The sequence below is a fragment of the Pantoea sp. X-Soil-TKNS-1211 genome (assembly GCF_059730495.1).
Genome location: NZ_AP035953.1, coordinates 3,673,908 through 3,699,524, shown reverse-complemented (window position 1 = coordinate 3,699,524; position 25,617 = coordinate 3,673,908). Strand labels below are relative to the sequence as shown.

Sequence of the window (25,617 nt, the reverse complement as noted above, 5' to 3'; positions counted from 1 at the left end):
CGAGCCGCCTCATCTCTGGGGCAGCTCGTTTTATTTATTGCTAATTATCAGGTGTGATTAATGGGCTTTCCACGCCTGAGTCCAGTTGATGCCTTTACCTGGTTCATAATGCAGTTGTGACCACTGGCCTGTCTGGCTGCACCAACCGGCAACGGTACACTCAAAAAGTTTACCGTTATGTTTCACCACGTCACCTTTCGCATACTGGAAACCATAAACCCAGTCAGGATAGTCATGACCTCCGGTCACAGCGGCTGGAACAGTGATATCCTGCTCCAAATCACGGCTATGTTTTCCCGCGGTAACGGTAACTTTAACTTTCAGCTTTTGTGGCTGAGAGGTTTTGGTGACTGAGAAACTCTGGTTAGCCCAACCGTTAGTGCCGCCGATGGCACCAACGGGCAGTGTCCAGCGATAAGTTGGATTGCTGGTTGCTGAGACGTCAGCAGCAACACCGCCACTGAAGGTCATTATTTCTCCTCTGTCGCTGGCATTCATTTTCAGTTTCGCGGCAGCAATAAACGCCTGGTCATTATTTTGCAACGAGGCGGTAACGCTCAGGGATTGGGTTTGGGTAGCGGTACGTGCTCCCGCAGCGCTGTTCGCTACGACTTTGACGGTATAGTTGCCCGCCTCAAGACCCGGTTTAACCTGCCCATGTTGGTCAATTCCTGCGGTAACAAGCTGATTGCCTTTTAACAGTGACCAATTATATCTGGCCTGTTCAAAGTTGGCCTGCGCCTGTAACTGAACCGGGGCAGCGGAATCCATATTTACCGGACCCGTAATTTCTACCTTCGGTGCAACGACGGAAACGGTCAGAATCTTTTTATCTTCTCCGTACTTACCGGTAGCAGTGACTTCAAAACGAGTCGTGACGTTGGCGACATTCTGGGGAACCACCACTTCTACGGTCGCGGTGTTGCTAGTTTTGGTATAGATACGCGCATTGCCATCAAGACGCCTCCATTGATAGCTAACATCATTCTGATCGCTGCTGGCTGTGACTTGATAACCGTAACCATTGTTATACGTCGCGACGGCGATAATGTTATCGCGACTCAGACTCATCTGCGGTGTCTGCTGTTCCCCCTGGTCTGTACCGGGTTGCGGCAGCTTCAGTTCAGCGACTCTCTCTCCAGCCTGTGCGCTAAAATTCAGCCCCCATTGCGTGAAGTACTGACGCAAATCCTGCCCGGCGGTCTGGCTGTAGGCCACCACACTAAAGTCGATGACCTTTTGTTTTGAACCAATCACGTAATCGGTCTTTTCTGCAATGGTATTACCGGGTGCTTGCTGAATAGTTTTTAAACGCGTCTGATTCACTTTCGGGAAGAAATCTTCACCGTAGGAAAAACGCAGACGCGAAAAGAAGTCAAGCTGTTTCCATAAGTTATTAATGGTGCTGTAGTCAGGGTAGTGCATACCTGAGGTAATAAAGTTAGCCACTGCCTGTTTATCCCAATTACCTTCTTCAGGCGAAATATCAACATGGCATTTATTCAGTGGGACTTCGCGACCCATAAACATCTGGCAGGCTTCAATGGAATAACGGTTAACTTGAATTTCAGAGAAGGTGCTAAAGGCTTCTTTAATCGGCTCATACTCATGGCCTATTTCGTGCCAGACACCCCAATTATCACCATTCTTATCATTCATACTGTTGGCATGAAACCCGACACCGATGTAACCGTTACGATAATCCGCGAAACAGCATTTGTCGTAATTCGTGAACATCGAACCCATTGGGGAGGTAAACAGATAATCCGAACCATCCATCCCATTGATTTTTTCATATAATGCTGCGACGCGAAGATTATCCCCTAATACTTTGCCGATCACTTCGTCGGTGTGTTGCGTAATTCTGGCGGGCACCACCGTATTTGCATGCCCATCATACAATAGTGCAAAGCCAAAATTATCGGCGATAGTTTTACTGCCAGCCCAGTCTTTTTGGCTATTTTGTCCCAATATAAACAAATGACTGTTGCTGCCCCCGCTGATTTTGAAGGGAACAAACTCTCCGGGTTGTTGTTTATCAGGATCACCACAACCTAATAATAACACTCCAGATTTTTTGAACGTGTAGGTGTTATCACTTTGCGCAGTTAATTGTTGTTGATCCAGATACATTGCATCTTTATCAGCAAACTCACGCCCTGTTGCCGCGTAGCACTTTGCTTCGGCAGGAATATTGCCAACGCTGACAGTCACCGTTTGTCCGGCTTCGCCAAATGTGCGGGTAAAAAAGAAAATGCCACGGCCCATTGTTGCATAAGGCGCGTTAACCCAATCTCTGGTTTCATGATGGGCAACCGGCATATTGTAACGGTCCGGGTATCCGGGGGGATACATCTCCATTGTTCGTTTTAGCCAGAACAAAGGCGTGCGGCTGTCGACCGAATCACGTAGTCCTTGCTCCGTATCCTGACGCAGCTCTTCCAGGCTGGTGCCAATATGAGGTAATGCCTCAATAAACCCGGTATTACTGCTAAATTCTTCCCACCACGGAGAACTGCTGGCGCTTGCATTACCTGTAAGCAGCAGCGGGGAAAGTGCCAGGGCTATACCCGTAGCCAGTTGATTTAACTTCACGATATTTCATTCCATTGAGATGTAATCCTGTATTTTTCTTTTTGTAACAATACTTTGAAATCAGATGACGGAAGGAGGTATCAAGAAAACTCCAGCTTGCACTCAGATGTGGCTCACCTGGCCGCCACACCGGCCTCACCAAAACCATACCAGGTTTCATCAGGTGTTAGCTTATGGGACAGAAAAATCCGATAAAATTGCGGGAAGCCGTACTTGTTGGTGTCTTTTTGTTTAACAGTGGATCTATATTTAATAATTAAAACCCATATAAAATAGCTTGTTAGCTATTTAATCAGTGCCAGCTATATATAAAGGTAATGATCAATGTCAGGGCCAATAATGACCAGGTATTTATCGAAATACCCGGTACAATTCGCCCGGATTCTGCGCTATTTCTCATGAGCTCATGGTCGGGATCTATTCATATTTAGACGACGATGGTAAAATTTTACCCATAACCTTCAGGGATGGATGTATGCCAAAAAAACAAGAAAAACTCAGCATCCTGAGTGGAATTGGAATAAACGCCTTTATATCGGTTATCACCGTCACCAGGATGTTTATTATCGTCCTCCCCTGCATCTTACTGTTTATTTTAATGCCCTTACGTGCCGTAGCTGCACAAGACGATGCAGCGAATCGTATTGTCAGTGGCATTATCAGTTTTACTCATTGGCCAGGTCTGTTGCATCCGCCTCAGCTTTGTGTATTGCCCTCGTCACGGCATCTCTCTTTACCCGCAACTGCCGTTGGCACCGCTTATCGCGTGGATTATCTCTCCAGCGAGAATGATCTGTTAACCCGGCAATGTGATGCCGTGTATTTTGGCGAAGAATCTCCGCAGCAGCAGGTTGATCTGTTGGAAAAAATCAACAGCAGACCGGTGCTGGCTATCGCGGAAAATAACCCGGAGTGTACCATTGGTGCATCTTTTTGCCTTATTTTTCATAAAGATAGGCCGGTTTTTTTCGTCAATCTCGACTCACTGGCCAGAAGCGGCGTGAAAGTAAATCCAGAAGTGTTGTTACTGTCTCGCAAAGGAAGTCAGTAAGATGAAATTCGAAAATATAAAAACAGAAAAATCATCTATACGAAATAAGTTACGTAAAATCAGTACCATCAATGCTGCCGTTATTTTGCTGCTGTGTTGGTTATTACTTTTTTCTACTTCTATGTTGTTTATTAAAAGTTATGAAAAAAGAAATCTTGAACTGATTGCCACTACGCTCAGTACCAGTCTGACTGCGGCCACTGTGTTTGAAGACAGCTATGATGCGAAGAAAAAGGTGCTGCTGCTCGGTTCGCAGGGCATGTTTTCTGCGGCAAAACTTACCTCGTCAGAACAAACGGTATTGGTGGACTGGCAGGATAATACGAATGATGACAGCCGATTTCAGCGCACGCTCCGCCACTGGATCTATGCCGAGCCGTTAACTGTGAATGTTACCCATGAAGATGCCGTCGTGGGTAAGCTGACACTGTCAGGGACAGTGACCAATGTGGCTGACTTTATTGAATATTCAGTCATTATTCTCTCCTGTAGCATGATATTCGTCTTTATCGTTTCGTTTCTGGTCAGCGAGCTGTTACATCGTGGCATTCTCGCCTCCTTCAGAAATATCACCAGTACCATCCATTATGTGATTCGTTCCGGAGATTTTTCCCCGCGTATCTCCGGCAGCTCTACTAAAGAGTTTCAGGTGTTCTCCGAAGACCTCAATTCGTTGTTGGCAGAGATGCAAACCTTGAAGGCCTCGCTGTTGCGGGATAATAAGTCACTGGCAGCTAAAGCGCTGCGAGATCCACTGACCGGGCTGGCAAACCGCACGGCCTTTATCAGCAAACTTAACCAACTGCTGGATCAACAACTGGCGCAGGAAAATTTTGTCCTGTTATTTCTCGATGGTGACCGCTTTAAAAGCATTAACGACACCTGGGGGCATGCTGCGGGTGATGAAGTGTTGCAAAGCATCGCCGCCAGACTCTCTGGACTGGTGACGAAGAGTGACCTTGTCGCGCGTCTGGGCGGTGATGAATTTGCTATTTTGATCACCAGCATGACCAGTGAAGAAGAGTTGCAGCAACTCACCGCGCGGATTGAAACCAGCATCACGCAAAAGATCGTCATCTCCGCAGGCGTCAATATCAGCACGTCAGTGACGATTGGCTACGCCTGGTCGCAGCACGGTGATTCGGTGACCTCCATTCTTGAGCGTGCGGATATGCACATGTATAAAAACAAAGGGATTACAAAGGTATCAGGATGAAAATTAAAGCTTTCCTTCTCTTATGCATCATTGCTTGTGCTGGATGCCAGTCGAAACGAACCTTTACCGACGAGCAGATTGCGGCCATGCGTCAGGAGGGATTCAGCCCGAATGCGGAAGGCTGGGGACTGGGCATGTCTGACAAAATTCTGTTTGGAATTAATGAGTCAGAACTGACGCCGCAAAGCAAAACCACCATTAACCGCATGGCGACCAATCTTGCCGCGACCGGTATTGAACATTTGCGTATTGACGGCCACACCGATAATTACGGCACTGACAGTTACAACGAACAGCTGTCGCTGAAACGGGCCAATGCGGTGGCGGCGCAGTGGGCAGAGGGGGCGTCACTGCCCCGCAGTAATATCGTCACCCGTGGCTTAGGGAAGAAATCTCCGGTCACCAGCAACAACAGCACGCAGGGGCGTGCACAGAACCGACGTGTTGCGGTGGTGATTACCGCGCCGTAACGGCGCGACTTATCGCGCAGAACAGATTTTCTACCCCAAATACTCAATAATCGATAGCCCACCGTTGTAATCGGTGCTGTAGATAATCCCCTGCACATCGACAAACACATCACAACTTTGAATCACCTGCGGGCGATCGGGTCGGGTATCCATCATCCGTGCAGGTGCTGCGGGCACCAGCGCGCCAGTTTCTTTGGGTTGATACGGATTGGAGATGTCGTACGCGCGCACCCCGGCATTCTGGTAAGTAGCGAAAATCAGCGTGTCGCTGACAAAGCTGCCTGGGCGGTTTTCATGCAAATTATGCGGGCCGAAATGTGCGCCTTTAGCCACATAATCACGTTCATCAGGCTGCGGGAAGGCGGCGATACTCACTGGATTGGCTGGCTCGCGGATATCAAACAGCCAGATCAGCTTTTCACCATCCTGCTGGTTATCCAGCACCGCCTCATCCAGCACCACCAGCAGGTCACGCGCAGGTAGCGGCAACGCAGTATGAGTGCCGCCGCCAAACGGCGGACTCCAGTTGCGATGGCTGATTAACTGCGGTGCGCTGCGATCGCTGACATCCAGCAGCGTCAGCCCGCCATCACGCCAGCAGCCATAGGCGGTATTGCCGCTAATAATCGCGTGGTGCAGCGCATAGCGTTTCCCCTCTGGCCAATCAGGTGTTTCACCGCCAGCAGTATGCATGCCCGGCAGCCACCAGCGTCCGGCTACCGTCGGGCGTCGCGGATCGGCTAAATCAATGGTCAGCAAAATATAATCACTGAAACCCTCAATCAGCGCGGACACATAGGCCCAGCGCCCGCCAACATACCAGATACGATGGATGCCGATACCGTCGAGTGACAGAAAGGCGATTTCACGTGGCTGCGCCGGAGAAGAGATATCAAAAATCCGCAGCCCGGATTGCCAGCTTTTTTCCTAGATATCGGCCGTGGTCTGACCGACTGCGCGGGTGTAGTACACCTTCTCATCCGCGAAACGTACATCGGCAAACAAATCGCGCGCGTTGATCACCAACAGCAGATCGTCATGGGCCTGTAAATGCACGTTCCATGTGCCAGGCGGTGCCGCGAGATAATTGACGGTTTTGGGCTGACGCGCATCACGCACGTCAATTACGCTAAAGCCCTGTGACACCATATGGCCGACGTAAGCAAAGCCGCGATGCACCATCACCTGCACGCCATCCGGGCGTCCGCCCTGATCGCTGTGACCAATCAGCCGCATATTACGGCTGTATTCCGGGGTAGGAAGCGAGCTTGTCATGGTGGGCCTCATTGCGCTTTGGCGGCCAGCGTGGCGAACCACGGGGCGACAAAATCATTGCTTTGACCCCAGCCGGGGATCACTTTTTGCAAGGCGGCGACGTTAGCCGCGCCAGGCTGACCTGTTACCAGCGCTTGCGGAATGGCTGCGGCTTTAAAGTCATAGCTAGCCGGGGTGGCTTCGCCCGCCAGTTTATAGGCAATCAGGCGCATATTGATGGCACCAATCAGCTTCGGATCGACCGCTACGCTGACCTTCCACGGGCTGTTTTTCTCGCGCATCAGCTGCAAATCACCGTTGGAGATATCGATGCTATAGAGTTTGATTTCGGTACGGCCATTCTCCTGCAAGGCTTTATATGCGCCCTGACTGAAGGCATCCCAGGTGCCCCAGATCGCGTCGATTTTCCCTTTCGGATATTTTGCGAGCAGCGCCCCGACTTTGTTGGCAGTGTCGCCCTGCACATCGGCAGAAACTGCGCCGACTGATTCCAGCTCATGAATGCCCGGATTAGCCTTCTTGATCTCTTGCCAGGCGGCCTGGCGGCGTTCCATCGGTGGGAAGCCCGCCACCCATAATTTGATGATGTTGGCTTTGCCGTTGAAGTCTTTGATCAACGGTTGCAGTGACAGCTGCGTCAGGGATGCGTCATCCTGCTGCGTCACCGTAACGCCTGCCGGTGTGTTATCCACCGCGGTATCAAACACGGACAGCGCAATACCGCTGTCATGAATACGCTTCACCAGCTCGGTGGAGTAGGGCGCACGTCCCTGCGACAGGATGATGCCGTCATATTTCTGGCTGATTGCCTGATTCACAAAGTCCTGAAAACGCGCATCGTCACCCTGACTCAGAAAGGTACTCACTTTAAAGCCCAGCTGTTTACCTTGCTGGATGGCACCCGCAACAAATTGAGTGGTGTTATCGTCGGAACCCAGGTTACGGATCACTGCGACCCGAATCGGTCCCTGATGATTCGCCAGCACGGCAGGTAACGGTGCCAGCGTCTGTGCGGCACTGGCAAAGCTGCTGAGCAGGCTCAACGATAACAACGTAACGGCCAATGATTTCATGCAATTTCCCCGAATAGTGATGAATGATAAGCAGGTGGCGCACCGCCGATTTTTATTGTGGTAAGCGGGCGATCTGAGCGGATTTTTCATCCTCTGCGTAAGGTTGGCAATCAAGGAAAAGGCATAAGCAATGCCAGATAAATCATTAGCTTTGCTGGCGGCACGGGATGACGATAACGGTTTCTTTTTCAGGGAACCGCATCATGAGCGAGCATCATATTCAGGTCGTGCCTGGCCCGGCAAACTACTACTCACATCCTGGCGCGATTGCCCGGCTGCGTGATTACTACAGCGAAGATCAGTTGCGTCACGCCATCTGGGTTGGTGGCCGCCAGGCACTGGCGGCGGCACAGCCCTGGCTGGAGCCGTTGACGTTGCCGGGGGCCATTATTGATATCTTTGGCGGCCATTGCAGCGAGTATGAAGTCGCGCGGCTGGCGCAACTGGCAGGCAACGATCGTCAGGTAGTGATTGGCGTCGGCGGCGGTACGGTGCTGGATACCGCCAAAGCGCTGGCACATCGGCTGAATTTGCCCGTTGTCACTCTTCCGACCATCGCCGCAACCTGCGCGGCCTGGACGCCGCTTTCCGTCTGGTACAACGAGGCGGGTGAAGCGCTGCATTTTGAAATCTTCCCGCAGGCTAACCATCTGCTGCTGCTGGAGCCGGAGATCATTTTGCAGGCTCCTGCGCGTTATTTGCAGGCGGGCATCGGCGATACGTTGGCAAAGTGGTACGAAGCGGTGGTGCTGGCACCGCAACCAGAAAGCCTGCCGCTGACTGTGCGGCTCGGGCTGGATGTAGCGCAGACGCTACGTGATGTATTGCTGGAGAAAAGCGAAGCAGCACTTAACGACCAACGCGCACAGCAACTGACGCTGGCGTTCCGCGATGTGGTTGACGCGATTATCGCCGGGGGAGGCATGGTGGGAGGACTTGGCGAGCGCTATACCCGCATTGCAGCGGCCCATGCGGTGCATAATGGCTTAACCACGCTGCCGCAAACGGCGCAGTTTCTGCACGGCACCAAAGTCGCTTATGGGATTTTGGTGCAGAGCGCATTGCTGGGTCAGCACGAGGTCACTCGTCAGCTGATTGCCGCCTATAAACGTTTTGATTTACCGACCTCGCTGGCGCAGCTGGATGTGGATATCCACCAACGAGATCAGGTTGAACGTGTCATTCAACACACGCTGCGGCCGGTGGAATCCATTCATTATTTGCCGGTGACGTTGACACCCGAGACGCTGTGGGCGGCGATTGAGCAGGTGGAGGCGTTGGGCGTTTAAACTAAATCGCGCCGCTACAGTGCGGAACAGTCCGTAGCGGCGCGATTTATCGCGCAGATCAACGCTTACTCAGCGCTTCCCAGAGTCCGAGCAGATAGGTTGTACCCAGCGCGCGGTCATACAATCCATAACCCGGACGTCCGGTTTCGCCCCAGATAAAGCGACCATGATCGGAACGGATATAACCATCGAAGCCATTGTCGTACATTGCTTTCAACACCTGATACATATCCAGCGAACCGTATTCGGTGGGGTGCGCGCATTCGTAGAAATCTTTGTCCTGAATGATTTTGATGTTACGCACATGGGCGAACGGGATACGTTTACGGCGCGAGAATTCGGCCAGAATCGCATACACATCATTCTGCGGGTCTTCGGCGATAGAGCCGGTACACAAGGTAATGCAGTTGGCTGGGGAATCGACCACATTACAAATCCAGTCGAGATCGTCGCGGTTTTTTACCACGCGCGGCAGACCGAAGATCGAGTACGGCGGATCATCCGGGTGGATCGCCATCTTCACACCCACTTCTTCACACACCGGGATCACCGCTTTCAGGAAATACGCCAAGTTTTCACGCAGTTTTGCATCATCTACCCCTTCATACCTGGCAAACAACTCCTGCACTTTCGCCAGGCGCTCCGGTTCCCAGCCCGGCAGAACGAAACCGTTGGAGCTGGCCAGCACCTCCTGCACCACCTCGTCGAGACTCTTGTCGATGCCTTTCTTCTCGAACGCCATAGTGATGGAGCCGTCCGGCAGCACGTAATTCATCTCGGTCTTCATCCAGTCGAACACTGGCATAAAGTTGTAGCAAATGACCTTCACCCCGACTTCGGCCAGATTACGGATGCTTTGCTTATAGTTCTCAATATATTGGTCGCGACTCGGCAGGCCGATTTTGATGTCGTCATGAATGTTGACGCTCTCGATCACTTCAACGGTCAGACCCGCAGCATGTGCCTGATCGACCAGCGCTTTCACCTTATCCTTCGGCCAGGTTTCTCCTACGGGCACATCGTAGAGCGCCCCGACAATGCCACGCACACCGGGTACCTGGCGAATATATTCCAGTGAAACTTTATCTTCTTTCGGACCAAACCAACGCATTGTCAGCTGCATAATGTCATCCATCGTCATCGTGTTTCTGTGATAACTAATAAGCTACCATTCTAGTATTCATGATAACAGCGTCACACACCCCATAACCCTTGATCCGTGTCACAGAACACAATTTATCCGTTGTTTGCGCACAGGCGACCACGGATAAACCGCAATCACGCGAAATGCAATCCTAATACGCATGTGGAAATGTCTTATCCACTACCAGAAATAGCGAAAACAGCGTTGTTTGCTGCTATTTGGTGGTGATGGCGCTATAGCATCTGATTTTATGATGTTTTAACGCCACTGATCGGCTTTTCAATTGGGGCATTTACAGAATATTCCTGGCAGGCACAATAAACCTTATTTGCTCTCCCTCCGTGAACCATGGCCGATGAAGCGCTGCTCCAGCAGATTCAGAACCTGAAAAAGCATAATGCGCGGCTCAAGCGTATCGCGCATGACGCCCGCAACAAGCTGAGCGCGGCGCTGGACGGCACCGGGTTATGCCTGTGGCAACTGGATATTCCCAGCGGCAAACTGGTGATTTTCAACCGGCGCTGGGGAGCGATGCTCGGCTTCCAACCGAAAGAGCTGAACGCTAAGTTTGAAGTCTGGCGTGAGCATCTGCATCCTGAGGATGCGGATGAGGTCTTGAAAGCGTTTTACGACCATATCGAAGGCCGCGCCCCATACTACGAAGCGCTGCATCGTATGGTGGCGAAAAACGGCACCATCACCTGGGTGTTGGATCGCGGGCGTGTCAGCGAATGGGACGAGCAGGGGAACCCGCTGAAAGTCACGGGCACCCATATCGATATGACCAAAGAGAAGAATTATGAGGCGCAGCTATCAACGCTGGCGAATCACGATCCGCTCACCGGCCTCACCAATCGTCATTCGCTGCAAAACCATTTCAGTCAGATGAAAAAGCAGGGGCCGCTGTGTCTCGCCTATATCGACCTGGATAACTTTAAGCACGTCAATGATACCCTCGGGCATCGTAGCGGTGATGAAGTGTTGATGCAGCTTAGTCAGCGGATGCGGGATGCGGTGCTGCCTTCGGTGGTAATTGGTCGTATTGGCGGCGATGAGTTTGTGCTGTTGATGCCGTTTTTGATCGATTTTCCTAAAGTGAGAATCATGGCTCAGACTTTGCTGGACGCCGCCCTCACACCGTTCGAACTGGGGAATGGCACGGCAGAAATTGGCGCGTCGATTGGTATTGCTCAAGTGCAGGAGCGTGATGGCTTCAATGACGCACTGACGCGCGCCGATGAAGCCATGTACAGCATTAAAAAGAACGGCAAACAGGGATTTGGCCTGGTGCCGTAACGCAGTATTTAAAACGCAAAGCAGGAACAGCCCAGTGCGCCCCAGAAGGCGTTGTTATCAGACACCGGCACCGATGACTGACGCGCAACATCATGCGCATGACTGTGCACGCCACACGGCCCGCTGCATTGATGTACTTTCGGCATCATCGCGGCACGACCCGCAGCCTGTGGTGGGGCGCTACGGTAATGACCCGGCACGGTAACCACCGGCGACCACTCCGGTAACACCGGCACCGGTGGCGGTGCCAGTGGGGTGAAGCTCCCCGCCGCATACACTACGTCGCCATCGACGATGGTCAGCACGGATTCAATTCCTTTGATCTCCTCTTCAGGTACGCTGAAGAAATCTTTTGACAGCAGCACCAGATCTGCCAACTGCCCCACTTTAATCTCCCCTTTGGCGCTTTGTTCGCTGGAGAACCAGGCGCTGCCTTTGGTCCACAGCATCAGCGCGGTTTCGCGGTCGATGCGGGCGTTATCATCGTACAGCTGCATTCCGCCGACAGTACGGCCAGAGACCAGCCAGTAGAGCGCGGTCCACGGGTTGTAGCTGGCGACGCGTGTTGCATCGGTGCCGAGACCGACCGGAACCTCCGCATCCAGCATGCGTGCCACCGGTGGGGTCTGTTTGGCCGCTTGTTTGCCATAGCGATCGACAAAATATTCCCCCTGGAACGCCATGCGGTGCTGCACCGCGATGCCGCCGCCCAGCGCTTTGACGCGTTCAATATTGGCTTCGGTGATGGTCTCCGCGTGATCGAAGAACCAGTGCAGACCGTTAAACGGAATGTCGCGGTTTACTTTCTCGAACACATCCAGCATGCGGCTGATCGATTCGTTGTAAGTGGCGTGCAGGCGGAACGGCCAGCGATGCTCCACCAGGTGGCGTACTACGCGCTCCAGCTCATCTTCCATGCCGGGTGCGAGGTCCGGGCGCGGTTCGAGGAAGTCTTCAAAATCTGCTGCGGAGAACACCAGCATTTCCCCTGCGCCGTTATGTCGCAGGAAATTGGTGCCCTGGCCTGGCTTCAGCATATCGGTCCATTTTTCGAAATCTTCCAGTTCGTGGCCGGGACGTTGGGTAAACAGGTTGTAAGCGATACGCACCGTCAGCTGCTTTTTGGCGTGCAGCTCAGAAATCACATCATAGTCATCCGGGTAGTTCTGGAAACCACCGCCTGCGTCGATGGCGCTGGTCAGGCCGAGGCGATTCAACTCGCGCATAAACTGACGGGTGGAGTTGACCTGTTGCTCCAGCGGCAGCTTCGGACCCTTCGCCAGCGTGGCGTACAGCAGCATGGCGTTGGGACGGGCAATTAACATCCCGGTTGGGTTGCCGTGACTGTCGCGCTGGATTTCGCCACCCGGTGGGTTCGGCGTATCTTTGGTGTAGCCGACAACCTTCAGTGCCGCGCGATTCAGTAACGCACGATCATACAGGTGCAGAATGAACACCGGCGTATCCGGCGCTGCCGCGTTGATTTCATCCAATGTCGGCATGCGACGTTCGGCAAACTGGAATTCGGTCCAGCCGCCTACCACGCGTACCCACTGCGGTGAGGGCGTGCGTAGTGCCTGCTCACGTAACATTCGTAGCGCATCCGCCAGTGACGGCACACCTTCCCAGCGCAGTTCGAGGTTGTAGTTCAGACCGCCGCGAATCAGGTGCAGGTGCGAGTCATTCAGGCCGGGAATGCCGGTATGGCCTTTGGCATCGATGATTTGCGTATCGCTACCGGCAAAGCGCATCACCTCGGCTTCGCTTCCCACGGCAAGGAATTTGCCATCTTTAATCGCCACAGCGGTTGCCAGCGGATTGGCGCGGTCAACGGTGTGGAATTTACCGTTGGTCAAAATCAGTGAAGCGGTGGTCATGCTTGTTCTCCTGTCAGATTATGCTTTGCTGCCAATCAGCCATTGTTTCAACACGCGGGTCAGCAGTGGCATCCACAGGAAAACCACTAAAGCCACGACGCTGGCATTATCGAGAAAATTCCCCCACAGCGTGCCGTGGCTGACAGGCAACACCGTATTCCAGAACCAGGGGACCAGGTTGGCTGAGGGAAAAATCACCCCCAGCGTGAGTAAGTATTGTTTCCATTTTGCCGGTTTGACCTGGCCTTTTTGCGTGGGGGTAAACCAGAACGCGGCACCGGGACGGACTTCAATATGTTCCGGCTGTGCCAGGATGGCCGGGAGTTCCTTGACCAGTTCCTGACGGGCTGGCGATTTCAGCCAGGCGTACAGCTCATCCATACCGACAAAACGAATCAGCACGGTGTAGGCGTTATCGCCGTGTACCGGGCGTAGCACGTTCACCCCGAGGTGGCCCGGAAAGCTGGCTGCCTGCGGCATGATGGTTTCCAGCCACTTTTCATAGTCGGCCTGTTTTTCCGGCTGGATGCTGTGGGTGATCACCAGCGTGACGTGATGAGCCTGTTGTGAGTAATTCATGTTCGGTTCCTTGCTGGTGAAAGTGCTTGCGTCGTTGAGTAAAAAAATACGAAATGAGAGCGTTTATTGATAACGGATTGTTTTTGGGTTGTTGTTTAACAAATTTTGGGGAGGCGGTTGGAATGCGTTTAAACCTCGAGGCGCTGCTGATTCTGGATGCGCTCGATCGTCATGGTACTTTTGCCGCTGCGGCGGCACGGCTGTTTAAAACCGCGTCGGCGTTGAGCTATACCGTGCAGAAGATGGAGAGCGATCTCAAAATCACGCTGCTGGATCGTTCTGGTCATCGTGCCACCTTTACGCCAACCGGGCGTCTGATGCTGGAAAAGGGCCGTACGTTGCTGCGTGCCGTGAATGAGCTGGAGCAGCAGGCGCGCTACGTGGAGAGTGGTTGGGAGAGCCAACTGGTGATAAGCGTAGATGCCTCGGTGCCGTTTAGCCTGCTGACGCCGCTGATTGATGAGTTTTATCAGCAGCATTCGCATACCCAGCTGCAATTCCGCCATGACGTGCTGGCAGGGTGCTGGGAAGCGCTGCATTACGGTGAGGCGGATATCGTGTTTGGTGCGGTGCAGGAACCGGCCACGCGCAAAGAGATTGGCTGCCAGCCGCTGGGCTGGCTGGAGTATGTGTTTGCTGTTGCCCCGGAGCATCCGCTGGCTGCCGCGCCGGAACCGTTGCTGCGTGAGCAAATTCGTCAATATCGTGCAGTGACGGTGCATGATTCATCACGTCACGGGGCGGGAATGGATTTGCGTGTGCTGGATGAGCAGAAGACCCTGAGCGTGCATGATTTTCCGGCTAAATTGCAGGCGCAACTCGCCGGGTTGGGTTGTGGTTATCTGCCACGTTACCTGGCGGAGCCGCATCTGCGCAGTGGCGCATTGGTGGAGCGTCAACTGGATAGCGAGTGCCGACGCGATATGGCCTATCTGGCGTGGAACGAAAGCGCCACCGGTAATGCCGCCAGCTGGTGGCGTGAGCGCTTACTCACGCTACCGGGGCTGCACGACATCTACCTGCCAGCCTGAGTTTAGAGGGATATATGGTGGCTGACCTGTGGCGGTTCGTCACCCTGATGATATTGCAGCACCGCCTGTTGCAGCGCCACATCAGCACGTGAGACGCGCTGGTGCTGGCGCAGGTGCTCCTGCCATGATTCCACCAGGAACCACTCCAGCAGAGCGGTGGGGTCGTCGCTCTGCTCCATCAATCCCCAGGCATAGGCACCATCACGACGGCGCGCAGCAGCCAGTTTGCGCATGGCGCGTTTGAAGTCGGCACGATCGGACTGCGGCACCTGATAGCGTACCTGAATCATCACCGGGCCACGATGGCCATTCATTTCACCGCTCACGGCCGGGTCAGCCCAATGCTGCGCGGGTTGCAGATCCGCTTCTCCGGCAGGCAGCACCAGGCGTTTCAGCAGCAGGGCAGTGATCAACAACAAGCCACCGGCTAACAACAGCGCATATGCCAGCCCGATATGCTGGGCAATTAAGCCCCATGCCAGGCTGCCGCCAGCCAGCGTACCGTTGAACACCATCAGATAGACGGCCAGACCGCGTCCGCGTACCCAATCCGGCAGCACCGCCTGCGCCACGCCATTCAGGGTGGTGAGGGCGATAATCCAGCCAACGCCGAGCAGCACCATCAACAGTAACGCCAGCCACTGCGCCGGGCTGATCGCCAGCGCCAGCATCACACCAGCACTGAGCACGGCGGAGAGCAGCAGCAGGCCATCGTTGCCCATGTGCTGACGCAGGCGTGGTAACAACAACGCTCCGCCAATCGCCCCAACACCGACCGCGCCGAGCAGCAGACCGTAGAATCCGGCGGTGCCGTGCAGCATATTACGCGCGACCAGCGGCAGCAGCGCCCAGACGGCGCTGGCGAAGGCGAAGTACAACGCAGCGCGTAACAGAACGCGATGCAAATCGCGGCTGGCACGCACATAACGCAGACCGGCACGGAAGGCACCGAAAAAGTGTTCGTTGAGTTCGGTTTTGGCTTTCGCCGGGCGTTTCCAGTACAGCAACGCGGCGACCACGAAGAAGTAACTGGCGACATCTGCGCCGTAGGCCGCCATCGCGCCAAAACTGGCCAGTAGCAAACCGCCAGTGGCCGGTCCGATAGCACGCGCGATATTAATACCCAGTGAGTTGAGCGCCACGGCGTTTTTCAACTCATGGCGCGGCACCAGTTCCGGCACAATCGCCTGCCAGGCCGGGCCAAACAATGCGGCCCCGATACCGCCGACGAAGGTCAGGCCGATCAACCATTCTGTAGTCAGCCAGTTGTTATGTGACAACACCAGCAGGGTGCCGCTGACGCTCGCCATCAATATCTGCACCGCAATTAACAAACGACGACGGTCGACAATATCGGACAGCACGCCCGCAGGCAGCGCCAGCAGAAATACCGGTAGCGTGGCGGCGGTTTGCATCAGTGCCACGGCGGCAGGGTTATCTGACAGTCCGGTCACCAGCCAGGCGCTGGCGACATCACGGATAAAGCTGCCGGTGTTGCCCAATACCGAGGCGGTCCAGATCAGGGCAAATAGCCCGTAGGCGAAGGGGGAAAAGGCACTGCTGCGCGCGGCGGCGGTTGGGGGCTGGCTCATGGTCATTCTCCAATCAAGGTTGCGATATCTGCACCTTACGAATCCAGCGCGGTGGTTGATAGCGGAAAAAATCGGCCATCTTGTCCAGGCTTTTTTGACAGCTTAGAAGCGCAAAAAAGTTTGAACAAGTCGTCAAAATCTCTGCTTTAGGTTTTTCCGGCAGCGCAGGGTAGTTTGATTAGCGAGACACAACATCACTCACCTGACGGAGAAAAATTATGAGCACTTTCAAGACTAAAGACGGCGTAAACCTGTACTACAAAGATTGGGGTAAAGGCCAACCGGTTCTGTTCAGCCACGGCTGGCCGCTGGATGCCGACATGTGGGATAGCCAGATGAATTTCCTGGCGGAACGTGGCTACCGGGTGATTGCATTTGACCGCCGTGGCTTTGGTCGCTCAGAACAACCGTGGGAAGGGTATGACTACGATACTTTTGCCGATGATATTCATGGCCTGATTGAGCATCTGCAACTCAGCGATGTCACCCTGGTGGGCTTCTCAATGGGCGGCGGCGATGTGTCGCGTTACATTGGTCGTTACGGCAGCGCGAAGGTGAAAGGATTGGTACTGCTGGGCGCAGTCACCCCAATTTTTGGTAAAACCAGCGATCACCCTGAAGGGGTGGAAAGTGCGGTATTTGACGGCATTAAAGCAGGATTACGTCAGGATCGTGCCCAATTTATCAAAGATTTCGCGGTTCCTTTTTATGGCACTAATGCCGGACAGACCGTGTCGGATGGCGTCATGATTCAGACGCTGAATATTGCGCTGCTGGCCTCACTGAAAGGTACGCTGGATTGTGTCACGGCGTTTTCCGAGACCGATTTCCGTGCAGATATCGCCAAAGTGGATGTGCCGACGTTGGTGATCCACGGCAGCAATGACCAAATTGTGCCGTTTGAAGCCACCGGTAAGCTGGTACACGAGATGATTAAAGGTTCTGAGTTGAAGGTGTATGAGAATGGCCCGCACGGCTTTGCGGTGACGCACCAGGAGCAGTTGAATGCGGATCTGTTGGCGTTTTTACAACGCAACTAAAAACCCGTGCGATAAATCGCTAAAAACTTGCGCGATGAATCGCTAAAAACTTGCGCGATGAATCGCGCCGCTACGAAATGCTGCACGCATTGTAGCGGCGCGGTTTACCGCGCGCTGTTAATCAATGATCTCAATCCGCCAGCAAATGCCCGTACATCGCCATCAGGCGGCGGGTGACACCGTTAGTCCAGCCAAAACCGTCCTGTAACGGATATTCACCACCGCCACCCGGACGGGCGCGATCGCCGCTGATGTCATACTTCTCCACCAGCTTATGGTGCAGTGAATAGAAGTTCTTCACTGTGGTCAGCCAGTTCACCGCAATCTCAGTTGCCAGCGTCTCTTCGCCGTAGTTGTTCAGCCCGACTATCGCCATCCATTGCAGCGGCGCCCAGCCGTTGGGTTTGTCCCACTGTTCGCCGCTCTCCACCATCGAGGTGACCAGGCCACCCTGGGTCAGCAGCAGCTGACGCAGTGCCACAGCCTGCAAATGTGCCTGTTCTGGGGTAGATAAGCCGAGGAACAGCGGCACTACCGACGCTGCGGTGAAGGCACCAAAACGTTGGCGACGCCAGTCGTAATCACGATACACCCCGGCGGTTTTATCCCACAGATAGCGGTGGATAGCGCGTTTACGCACCTCGGCCTTCTTCTGCCACGCCAACGCCGTCAGCTCCTCGCCTTTAGCGTGTGACAGGGTGGAGATCATCAACTCCAGTTTGTAGAGAAACGCGTTCAGATCGACCGGGATGAACTGCGTGGTACGAATGCTCGCCAGGCGGTGCGGGTCGCGCAGCCAGCGTGATGAGTAATCCCAGCCGGAAGCCGCACCGGCACGCAAATCACGGTAGACCTCATTGGCCGGACGGCTTGATTTGCTGGCGGTTTCTACATCCTCAATCCAGGATTCATCACGCGGCGTGTCGCGGTCGTCCCAGTAGCGATTCAGCAGCGAACCATCGGGCATGCGCACCACATGGCGGTACGCTTGATCCGGCATCAGCGAACCGGCCCCGTCCATCCAGAACTGGTACTCCTTCATCAGATGGTCGAGATAGCGCTTCGCACCACGAATGCCGTCTTCCTCAAACAACTCCACCATCAGCGCAAATACAGGCGGCTGCGAACGGCTGAGATAGTAGGTACGGTTGCCGTTGGGCACATGACCGTAGTTATCAATCAGCCAGGCGAAGTTATCCGCCATATCACGCAGTAAATCGTCGCGACCGCTCTCCGCCAGGCCGAGCATGGTGAAGTAAGAATCCCAGTAGTAGGTTTCGCCAAACCGCCCGCCCGGCACCACGTAGGGTTTCGGCAGCGGCAGCAGCGACGAATGTGGCATATGTTGCTGCGGCATTTTAGTTAACACCGGCCACAGTTCATCAATATGTTCTGTCAGGGTTTTATCCGGATTCGAAACATAAAAACTTTCATGGTGCTGCGGCAGATAAAAATGATCATGCACAAACTTAGCGAGATCGAATTCGACAGAACGTTTCCGGCGACGATAGCGGATTAAAATATCCAGCGGATCATATTTTGGCGCGCAGTCAGGAAAGGTTTTGCTGTCGGCAAATATACGCGACATCTGTACGTGCTCGAAAAGCTCCAGATAACGATCGGCAGGCGTCAACGCATCCGGGGCGGGCAGGCCTTCAATCAGCTCCGGCTCCGGCTCAGAATCCTCCATGCCTTCAAGTATTAACTCGTGAGGATCGTATTGATACTCCAGTTCAGCATCAGTACGTTTTTCCTCGAACGCATTATTTTGCTGGTGGTTAGTATTAATAGCGGCCTCCTGAAACGTCCGGTTTGCACAAAGACCAAATTATAGATCTCTCAACCCTCAGGGCAACAATGCGAAATATCTATGAACGTAATAAAACATGTCGATTGATCGGCTATTTTGACGATTTTTCAGCGATTACAACGCCCTATATTTCAGGAAATGAAAGCAGCATATGAAATGAAGCTATAAATAAGCAGGCAGAATTATCTGTAAATAAGAAAATCGCCACGGGCAGGCAAAATCAGGCGGAAAATATTGATCAAATGATGGCAAACGCAGCGGCAAACCCGTAGCGGCGCGATTTATCGCGCCGCTACGGTTGGTGTCAAAACTTAATCTTCACTGACCCTGTAGCGCTCCAGCCAGTGCGCATACGGTGCCGGTAGCACCCACGATGGCTCACTTTTACCCAGCGCCAGCGCGGCATGATACGGCCAGTGTGGGTTTTTCAGGTGCGCACGGCCCACCATCACCAGATCCAACTGTCCTTGTTCAACAGCGGCGTTAGCGATCTGTGGCGTATCAATACCCCAGGCGGACGCGACCGGAATGTCGGCTTCGCGGCGCACGCGCTCGGCGATCGGGGCCATAAACGGGCTGCCCCAGGGAATATTGGCATCCGGGGTAGAGAAGCCCATGCTGACGCTGAGCAGATCCATCCCGTTGCTGCGCCAATATTGGGTCAGGGTAATGGCTTCCTGCATCGTCTCTTCGTCGCGGCCATCAAACTCCAGCACGCCGAAACGCGCGGTCAGCGGCAGGTTTTCCGGCCACACTTCACGCACGGCATCAAAGGTTTCGCGCAGGAAACGGCTGCGACCCAAGGCATCGCCGCCATATTCGTCGGTGCGCTGATTGGCGTGAACCGAGAAGAAACTCTGCGCCAGATAGCCGTGGGCGAAGTGTAGCTCGAGCCATTCGAAACCGGCGTCACGCGCCCGTTTGGCGGCGCTGACGAAATCATCACGTACGCGTTTGATGTCATCCAGCGTCATGGCTTGCGGCACGCGCGGCAGGTTGTTGCCAAAGGCGATGGCAGAAGGCGAGAGCGTTTCCCAGCCGTTGGCATCATTTTCCGCGATATGGTCGTCACCTTCCCACGGCTTATTAGCGCTGGCTTTACGGCCAGCATGACCAATCTGGATACCTGGCACCGCGCCTGCGGCTTTGATCTCCCGCGCGATACGCGCCAGCTTTTCGGCTTGGGTATCATTCCAGATCCCCAGACACGCCGGAGTGATGCGGCCTTCCGGCGATACTGCGGTAGCTTCAACAATCACCAGACCGGCACCGCCACGCGCCTGACTGCTGTAGTGAACATAGTGCCACTCGTTGCTCAGGCCATCGATGGCGCTGTACTGACACATCGGTGGAATCGCGATACGGTTACGCAGCGTCACGTCTTTGAGCGTGAACGGAGAAAATAACCCTGACATAACAACCCCTTAATATGGTTAAAGCAAAATAATCTGTTTGCCGCTGAAGTTACGATGCTGCAACGCCTGCAACTGCGCCGGAAGCTGGTCGTAAGGAAAATGCAGCAGTAACTCGCTGTGTAAGGTTCCCTGTACGATTTGCGCCAGCATCCGTTCACCTTGTTGCGTCAACGCATGCCACTGCTGCGCGTCACCATGCAGATGCAACGCACCCAGCGCCACTTCATGCAGCGACAGCGCGCGCCCGAATGGCGTGCAGGGCCACTGCTCGACCCGACCCTGAATACACACCAGATGGCCGTTCGCCCGTAATAGATCAGCCAGACCTGCGGCATGTTCCGGGCTGATGGCATCAATCACGGCATAGAAACGCCCTGCATTGTGCCGGGGATCGCTGACCGTGTACTTCGCCCCCAGTGCTTGCAGACGCGAAAAGTGGCGCTCACTGCTCTGCGTCGTCACCTCAAAACCGCGTGCCTGCGCCAACTGCACCAGAAAATGCCCGACGGACCCGCCAGCACCGGCAATCAATAGCGGTGCGCCCGGTTGTGCGGGCACTTTCTCAATCGCCTGCCAGGCGGTGAGGGCCGGGCAGGGGAAGGCAGCGGCGGTAGCGAAATCGATAGCGTCCGGGATGCGCATCAACACCTGGGCAGCGATCGGGGTGAATTCAGCAAAGCTGCCGGGACGTTGCAGGCTCTGGTGATAAGCCACGCGCGCGCCAAGCCAGCGTTGATCGACTTCGGAGCCGATCGCCACCACGGTGCCTGCGCCATCCACGCCGGGCACCTTGCCGATTTGGCTGTCGAGCACCTTCCAGTCCACCGGATTGAGGCCAATCGCCGCGTTCTGTACCAGCACATCGCCGGATGCTAAGGGTTCGGTTGCCAGATAACGATCCTGCAAATCATTCGGCGTGTTACCGCCCTGCCACACCCAGCCGCGCCAGTCGTCTGGCACGTTAAACATAGGCACCTGCCGAGTAGGTCAGCTCATAGCTGTGGCTGTAGATCTCAATGATGTTGCCGAATGGATCTTCCATATACACCATGCGGTACGGCTTCTCGCCGGGGAAATATTCGCGCACTGGCATGCGCTGTTTTCCGCCAGCAGCGATAATTTTCTCGGCCAGACCTTCGACATCCGGGTCCTGGACGCAGAAATGGAACACGCCGGTTTTCCAGTATTCAAAGTTGTTCGCGGGTTTTTCCGCCGCTTTGAATTCAAAGATTTCCACCCCAACGCGGTCACCGGTGGAGAGATGCGCGATGCGGAATTTCTCCCAACCGCCACCAAATACGTCGCTGCACATCACGCCGATGGCGGAATCATCTTCCTGAATTTCGGTCGGCGGCATAATCAGATACCAGCCCATCACTTCGGTATAAAACTTGACGGCCGCGTCGAGATCGGTGACCGACAGGCCGATATGGGAAAAGGTACGAGGGTAAGGAGCAGTCATCTGCGTTCTCCATGTGTCGAAAAGATCTACAGGCTACTGCGCAACAGGTATAATGAAAACAGTGATTCGGTTATGGGTTTTATAAAATTTCATTATGTTCAATCCACAATGGTTGAAATCCTTCGCCATGCTGGCAGAGCTGGGGAGTTTTACTGACAGCGCTGACCGGCTGGGGATTACCCAGGCGGCGGTGAGTCAGCACATTCGCCATCTGGAGCAGCAACTGGGGCCACTGATCCTGCGCACGAAGCGCCCGCTGGAGCTGACACCCGCCGGGCTGGCGCTGCTGGATTACTGTCAGGAGGTGGATCGCGCCCAGCGCCATCTGACGCTGCGTTTAAGCGAGGAGGATGTGACCTGCGGCGAAGTCAGCCTGATTTCGCCGGGTAGCATTGGCCTGCGCCTCTATCCGCTGCTGCTGGAGTTGCAACAACAGCACCCGGATCTGAGTATTCGTCATCGTTTTGCGCCGGATAGCGAGGTGATGGATGCGGTGCTGCATAACCGCTATGAAATGGGGCTGGTGACGCAAAAGCCGGATGATAAGCGGTTGGTGGCGGAAAAATTTGCTGAGGAGCCGCTGGAGTTGGTGGTGCCTGCCGGGGTGAAAATCCACAGCTGGCTGGATCTGGAAACGTTGGGTTATATCGATCATCCTGATGGTCAGGCGATGGCGACGCGTTTGCTTAGCCGTCGTTTCCCCGGCAATCCGGGGGTGCGGAATTTGCCGCAACGTGGCTTCAGCAATCAGATCAGTTTGATTCTTGAACCGGTGGCGCGTGGGTTAGGTTTTGCGGTGATCCCGCAGTCGGCGCGGCTGGCGTTCGGCAGGCAAGAGCATATTCAGGTGGAGAGTTGCGGTGTGTCGCTGGTGGATACCATCTGGTTGATCCATCGCGCCGAGTGGCCGTTGTCGGGACGTGCGCGACAAGCGCTGATATGGCTGGATGATAAGCTGGTGTAGCGGCGCGATTTATCGCGCGATTCTGTGCGCGGTGCAAGAAAAATCCGCGCGATAAATCGCGCCGCTACAGAGGACTTATTTTGCCAGAGTAGCTTTGATGACTTCAGCGTAACCGGTTGTCGGACGCCCAATCAGTTTGCTCAGGGTTTTGCTGTTATCAAACAATCCGCCCTGCGCAGCACCGGCATCTGAATCCGCCAGCATCTCCGCCAGTCCGTCCGGCAAACCTGCGCCTTTCAGCGCCGCAGCGAAGTCTGCCTGCGGCAGGTTGACATAGTCCACTTTCTCGCCGGACTGTTTAGCAATCTCTGCCGCGAATTCTGCCAGTGAATAGCTGTCGTCACCCGCCAGTTCGTAGATTTTACCCGCCTGATCGTCACGGCTGATGACTTCCGCTGCCGCTGCCGCGTAGTCAGCTCGCGCCGCCGAGGCGATGCGGCCTTCACCGACCGAACCGATAAACGCGTGATGCGCCAGTGCCGGTGCGATGCTGGCGGCATAGTTTTCGGTGTACCAGCCGTTGCGCAGCAGCGCGAACGGAATACCGGAAGCCTTCAGCTGCGCTTCGGTGGCACGGTGCTCGACACCGAGACCGAGCGGCGTGGTATCCGCATGCAGCAGGCTGGTATACGCAATGAAACCCACGCCTGCCGCTTTGGCCGCGTCAATCACCGCCTTATGCTGCGCTTCACGCTGGCCCACTTCGCTGGAGGAAATCAGCAGCAGTTTGTCCACGCCAGCAAAAGCACTTTGTAGCGTTTCCGGTTGGCTGTAATCAGCGGTGCGCAGCGTAACGCCCAGTGCAGCCAGATCGGCTGCCTTCTCTGGTGAGCGGACTGCGGCAATCACTTCACTGGCCGGGACTTTTTTCAGTAACGCGTTAATCACTAAACGGCCAAGCTGACCGGTGGCACCTGTAATCGCAATCATGTTGTTCTCCTTCAGTTTGAACTGGTATGCCATCAGGTTAGGAGATAAACTAACTTTTAGTAAGTACTTACAGATTTGTTAGTTTGACGAGATGATGTTAAATGTCTGATAACCTGAGTGAAAAATTTAGTCGCGGAGAGTTGCTTAACGTTAACTGTCCGTCACGCGAGGTGCTGAAGCGTATTACCAGCCGCTGGAGCGTGCTGGTGCTGCTGGCATTGCGCGAGGAAACTCTGCGTTTTAGCGAGCTGCGGCGCAGGATTGGCGGCGTCAGCGAACGTATGCTGGCGCAGACGCTGCGCTATATGGAAGAAGACGGATTTGTGCAACGCATCGCCTATGACGTGGTGCCGCCGCATGTGGAATATCACCTGACTGAGCTGGGGCGAGAGGTGGAAGGGCAGGTGATAGGTCTGGCTGACTGGCTGGAGAGCAATTTGCACCGGATTCTGGATGTGCGTGACAATGCCTGACGATCGTAGCGGCACGATTTATCGCGCGCAGTTCTGTGCGTGGCGCCAGAAAATCCGCGCGATAAATCGCACCGCTACGCAGGTGCAAAATGTATTAACCGTGCAAATACTTTTTAAACCATCCTAGTGTGCGGCTCCACGCCAGCTCGGCTGCTGCTTTGTCGTAACGCGGTGTCGAATCATTATGGAAACCGTGGTTCACGCCGGGATAAATATACGCCTCATACACTTTGTTATTCGCCTTCAGCGCGGCTTCATAGGCGGGCCAGCCCTCATTGATGCCTTTATCCAACTCGGCGTAATGCAGCAGTAGCGGAGCCTGAATACGCGGCACATCTTCTGCCTTCGGCTGGCGACCATAAAACGGTACCGCGCAAGCCAATTCCGGGAAGGCCACGGCTGCCGCATTGGCAACACCGCCGCCATAACAAAAACCGGTGATGCCAACTTTGCCGGTGCCAGCTTCGTGATGCATCAGAAAATCCACCGCCGCGAAGAAGTCGTTCATCAGTTTGACCGGATCGATCTTCGCCTGCATGGCTTTACCTTCTTCATCGTTGCCCGGATAGCCCCCCACTGAACTCAGACCATCCGGTGCCAGCGCGATATAGCCCGCTTTGGCCACACGACGTGCCACGTCTTCGATATAGGGATTCAGGCCACGATTCTCATGCACCACCACTACGGCAGGCACTTTGCCGCTGGCCTTGGCCGGACGTACCAGATAACCGCGCACCTCGCCGTGACCCTGCGGCGACGGATAGTGAATGTACTCCGGGACAATATCAGGATCGGTAAATTCGACCTGTTGTGCCAGCGCATAATTCGGGCTCATCGCGCTGAGCAGCGCAGCACCGGTCATCCCGGCAATGGTGAACTTCGCGGCCAGCGCGATGAACTCGCGTTTACTGATTTTGCCGTGGGCGTAATAATCGTAAAGCTCCAGCAGTTCCTGCGGAAAATCCTGTGCGGTAAGACGTGTCATAACCTCTCCTTCGCTGATTAACCAGATGGTATTGCCGCTCTAACAAAGCA

At 54.5% G+C, this 25,617-nt stretch carries 21 protein-coding genes and 1 pseudogene; 9 read left to right on the top strand and 13 right to left on the bottom strand.

Going from position 1 to position 25,617, the window contains the following annotated elements; translation table 11 throughout:
- Window positions 1-57: 57 nt before the first annotated feature.
- Window positions 58-2,595: a M60 family metallopeptidase gene (locus tag AC6I8W_RS17395; protein ID WP_497836015.1), complete on the bottom strand. Its 2,538-nt coding sequence runs from the start codon at window positions 2,593-2,595 to the stop codon at window positions 58-60.
- Window positions 2,596-3,070: 475 nt separating this feature from the next.
- Here AC6I8W_RS17395 and yfiR point away from each other — a divergent pair, with 475 nt between their 5' ends.
- From yfiR to yfiB, 3 genes are read left to right on the top strand one after another with little or no spacing between them, the layout of a single operon-like run.
- Window positions 3,071-3,646 (top strand): regulatory sequestration protein YfiR, encoded by a 576-nt coding sequence (yfiR, locus tag AC6I8W_RS17390; protein ID WP_497836014.1) that lies wholly within the window; start codon window positions 3,071-3,073, stop codon window positions 3,644-3,646.
- Between the two features lies 1 nt (window position 3,647).
- Window positions 3,648-4,862 carry a diguanylate cyclase DgcN/YfiN gene (gene dgcN / locus AC6I8W_RS17385; protein WP_497836013.1) on the top strand — a complete coding sequence of 405 codons (1,215 nt, stop codon included), beginning with the start codon at window positions 3,648-3,650 and terminating at the stop codon, window positions 4,860-4,862.
- Window positions 4,859-5,332 carry an outer membrane lipoprotein YfiB gene (yfiB, locus tag AC6I8W_RS17380; RefSeq protein ID WP_497836012.1) on the top strand — a complete coding sequence of 158 codons (474 nt, stop codon included), beginning with the start codon at window positions 4,859-4,861 and terminating at the stop codon, window positions 5,330-5,332. The genes dgcN and yfiB overlap by 4 nt, the downstream gene beginning before the upstream one ends.
- Window positions 5,333-5,362: 30 nt before the next feature.
- Here the strand turns inward: yfiB and AC6I8W_RS17375 are convergent.
- A pseudogene (locus tag AC6I8W_RS17375) lies at window positions 5,363-6,607 on the bottom strand (LVIVD repeat-containing protein).
- Window positions 6,608-6,615: 8 nt separating this feature from the next.
- On the bottom strand, window positions 6,616-7,680 hold the full coding sequence (locus AC6I8W_RS17370) for a sugar ABC transporter substrate-binding protein (protein WP_497836011.1): 1,065 nt from the start codon (window positions 7,678-7,680) through the stop codon (window positions 6,616-6,618).
- A gap of 203 nt (window positions 7,681-7,883) precedes the next feature.
- Here AC6I8W_RS17370 and AC6I8W_RS17365 point away from each other — a divergent pair, with 203 nt between their 5' ends.
- A complete protein-coding gene (locus AC6I8W_RS17365; RefSeq protein ID WP_497836010.1) occupies window positions 7,884-8,969 on the top strand; it encodes an oxidoreductase in 1,086 nt (361 codons plus the stop codon).
- Between the two features lie 58 nt (window positions 8,970-9,027).
- Here AC6I8W_RS17365 and uxuA read toward each other — a convergent pair whose 3' ends face one another.
- Window positions 9,028-10,092 carry a mannonate dehydratase gene (uxuA, locus tag AC6I8W_RS17360; protein ID WP_497836009.1) on the bottom strand — a complete coding sequence of 355 codons (1,065 nt, stop codon included), beginning with the start codon at window positions 10,090-10,092 and terminating at the stop codon, window positions 9,028-9,030.
- A gap of 369 nt (window positions 10,093-10,461) precedes the next feature.
- On the opposite strand from uxuA, the gene AC6I8W_RS17355 reads away from it, so the two are divergent.
- The gene (locus AC6I8W_RS17355; protein WP_497836008.1) at window positions 10,462-11,409 is read left to right on the top strand and encodes a diguanylate cyclase domain-containing protein; all 948 of its coding nucleotides are present in this window, start codon (window positions 10,462-10,464) and stop codon (window positions 11,407-11,409) included.
- An 8-nt stretch (window positions 11,410-11,417) separates the two neighbouring features.
- Here AC6I8W_RS17355 and AC6I8W_RS17350 read toward each other — a convergent pair whose 3' ends face one another.
- Entirely contained in the window at window positions 11,418-13,286 is a 1,869-nt protein-coding gene (locus AC6I8W_RS17350; protein ID WP_497836007.1) for an amidohydrolase, read from the bottom strand.
- 18 nt (window positions 13,287-13,304) lie between these two features.
- Complete coding sequence (locus AC6I8W_RS17345; RefSeq protein ID WP_497836006.1) at window positions 13,305-13,865, bottom strand: antibiotic biosynthesis monooxygenase; 561 nt, start codon at window positions 13,863-13,865, stop codon at window positions 13,305-13,307.
- Window positions 13,866-13,987: 122 nt separating this feature from the next.
- On the opposite strand from AC6I8W_RS17345, the gene AC6I8W_RS17340 reads away from it, so the two are divergent.
- Window positions 13,988-14,896, top strand: a complete 909-nt coding sequence (locus tag AC6I8W_RS17340) for a LysR family transcriptional regulator (RefSeq protein WP_497836005.1) — start codon at window positions 13,988-13,990, stop codon at window positions 14,894-14,896.
- 2 nt (window positions 14,897-14,898) lie between these two features.
- Here the strand turns inward: AC6I8W_RS17340 and AC6I8W_RS17335 are convergent, their stop codons facing one another.
- On the bottom strand, window positions 14,899-16,488 hold the full coding sequence (locus AC6I8W_RS17335; protein ID WP_497836004.1) for an MFS transporter: 1,590 nt from the start codon (window positions 16,486-16,488) through the stop codon (window positions 14,899-14,901).
- A 218-nt stretch (window positions 16,489-16,706) separates the two neighbouring features.
- Here AC6I8W_RS17335 and AC6I8W_RS17330 point away from each other — a divergent pair, with 218 nt between their 5' ends.
- Window positions 16,707-17,528, top strand: coding sequence for an alpha/beta fold hydrolase (locus tag AC6I8W_RS17330; RefSeq protein ID WP_497836003.1), 822 nt, complete (start codon window positions 16,707-16,709; stop codon window positions 17,526-17,528).
- A gap of 130 nt (window positions 17,529-17,658) precedes the next feature.
- Here the strand turns inward: AC6I8W_RS17330 and treF are convergent, their stop codons facing one another.
- From treF to AC6I8W_RS17310, 4 genes are all read right to left on the bottom strand, one after another.
- Window positions 17,659-19,317, bottom strand: coding sequence for an alpha,alpha-trehalase TreF (gene treF / locus AC6I8W_RS17325; protein ID WP_497838218.1), 1,659 nt, complete (start codon window positions 19,315-19,317; stop codon window positions 17,659-17,661).
- Window positions 19,318-19,649: 332 nt separating this feature from the next.
- Window positions 19,650-20,753, bottom strand: a complete 1,104-nt coding sequence (locus AC6I8W_RS17320) for an NADH:flavin oxidoreductase/NADH oxidase (protein ID WP_497836002.1) — start codon at window positions 20,751-20,753, stop codon at window positions 19,650-19,652.
- An 18-nt stretch (window positions 20,754-20,771) separates the two neighbouring features.
- Entirely contained in the window at window positions 20,772-21,722 is a 951-nt protein-coding gene (locus AC6I8W_RS17315; RefSeq protein WP_497836001.1) for a zinc-binding dehydrogenase, read from the bottom strand.
- Window positions 21,715-22,215, bottom strand: a complete 501-nt coding sequence (locus AC6I8W_RS17310) for a lactoylglutathione lyase family protein (protein ID WP_497836000.1) — start codon at window positions 22,213-22,215, stop codon at window positions 21,715-21,717. Before AC6I8W_RS17310 ends, AC6I8W_RS17315 begins: the two co-directional genes overlap by 8 nt.
- A 94-nt stretch (window positions 22,216-22,309) precedes the next feature.
- On the opposite strand from AC6I8W_RS17310, the gene AC6I8W_RS17305 reads away from it, so the two are divergent.
- Window positions 22,310-23,179: a LysR family transcriptional regulator gene (locus tag AC6I8W_RS17305; RefSeq protein WP_497835999.1), complete on the top strand. Its 870-nt coding sequence runs from the start codon at window positions 22,310-22,312 to the stop codon at window positions 23,177-23,179.
- A 75-nt stretch (window positions 23,180-23,254) separates the two neighbouring features.
- On the opposite strand, the gene AC6I8W_RS17300 is transcribed toward AC6I8W_RS17305, so the two are convergent.
- Window positions 23,255-24,109, bottom strand: a complete 855-nt coding sequence (locus AC6I8W_RS17300) for an SDR family oxidoreductase (RefSeq protein WP_497835998.1) — start codon at window positions 24,107-24,109, stop codon at window positions 23,255-23,257.
- A gap of 101 nt (window positions 24,110-24,210) precedes the next feature.
- On the opposite strand from AC6I8W_RS17300, the gene AC6I8W_RS17295 reads away from it, so the two are divergent.
- The gene (locus AC6I8W_RS17295; RefSeq protein ID WP_497835997.1) at window positions 24,211-24,582 is read left to right on the top strand and encodes a winged helix-turn-helix transcriptional regulator; all 372 of its coding nucleotides are present in this window, start codon (window positions 24,211-24,213) and stop codon (window positions 24,580-24,582) included.
- Between the two features lie 94 nt (window positions 24,583-24,676).
- Here AC6I8W_RS17295 and yghX read toward each other — a convergent pair whose 3' ends face one another.
- The gene (gene yghX / locus AC6I8W_RS17290; protein ID WP_497835996.1) at window positions 24,677-25,567 is read right to left on the bottom strand and encodes a YghX family hydrolase; all 891 of its coding nucleotides are present in this window, start codon (window positions 25,565-25,567) and stop codon (window positions 24,677-24,679) included.
- Window positions 25,568-25,617 lie beyond the last annotated feature (50 nt).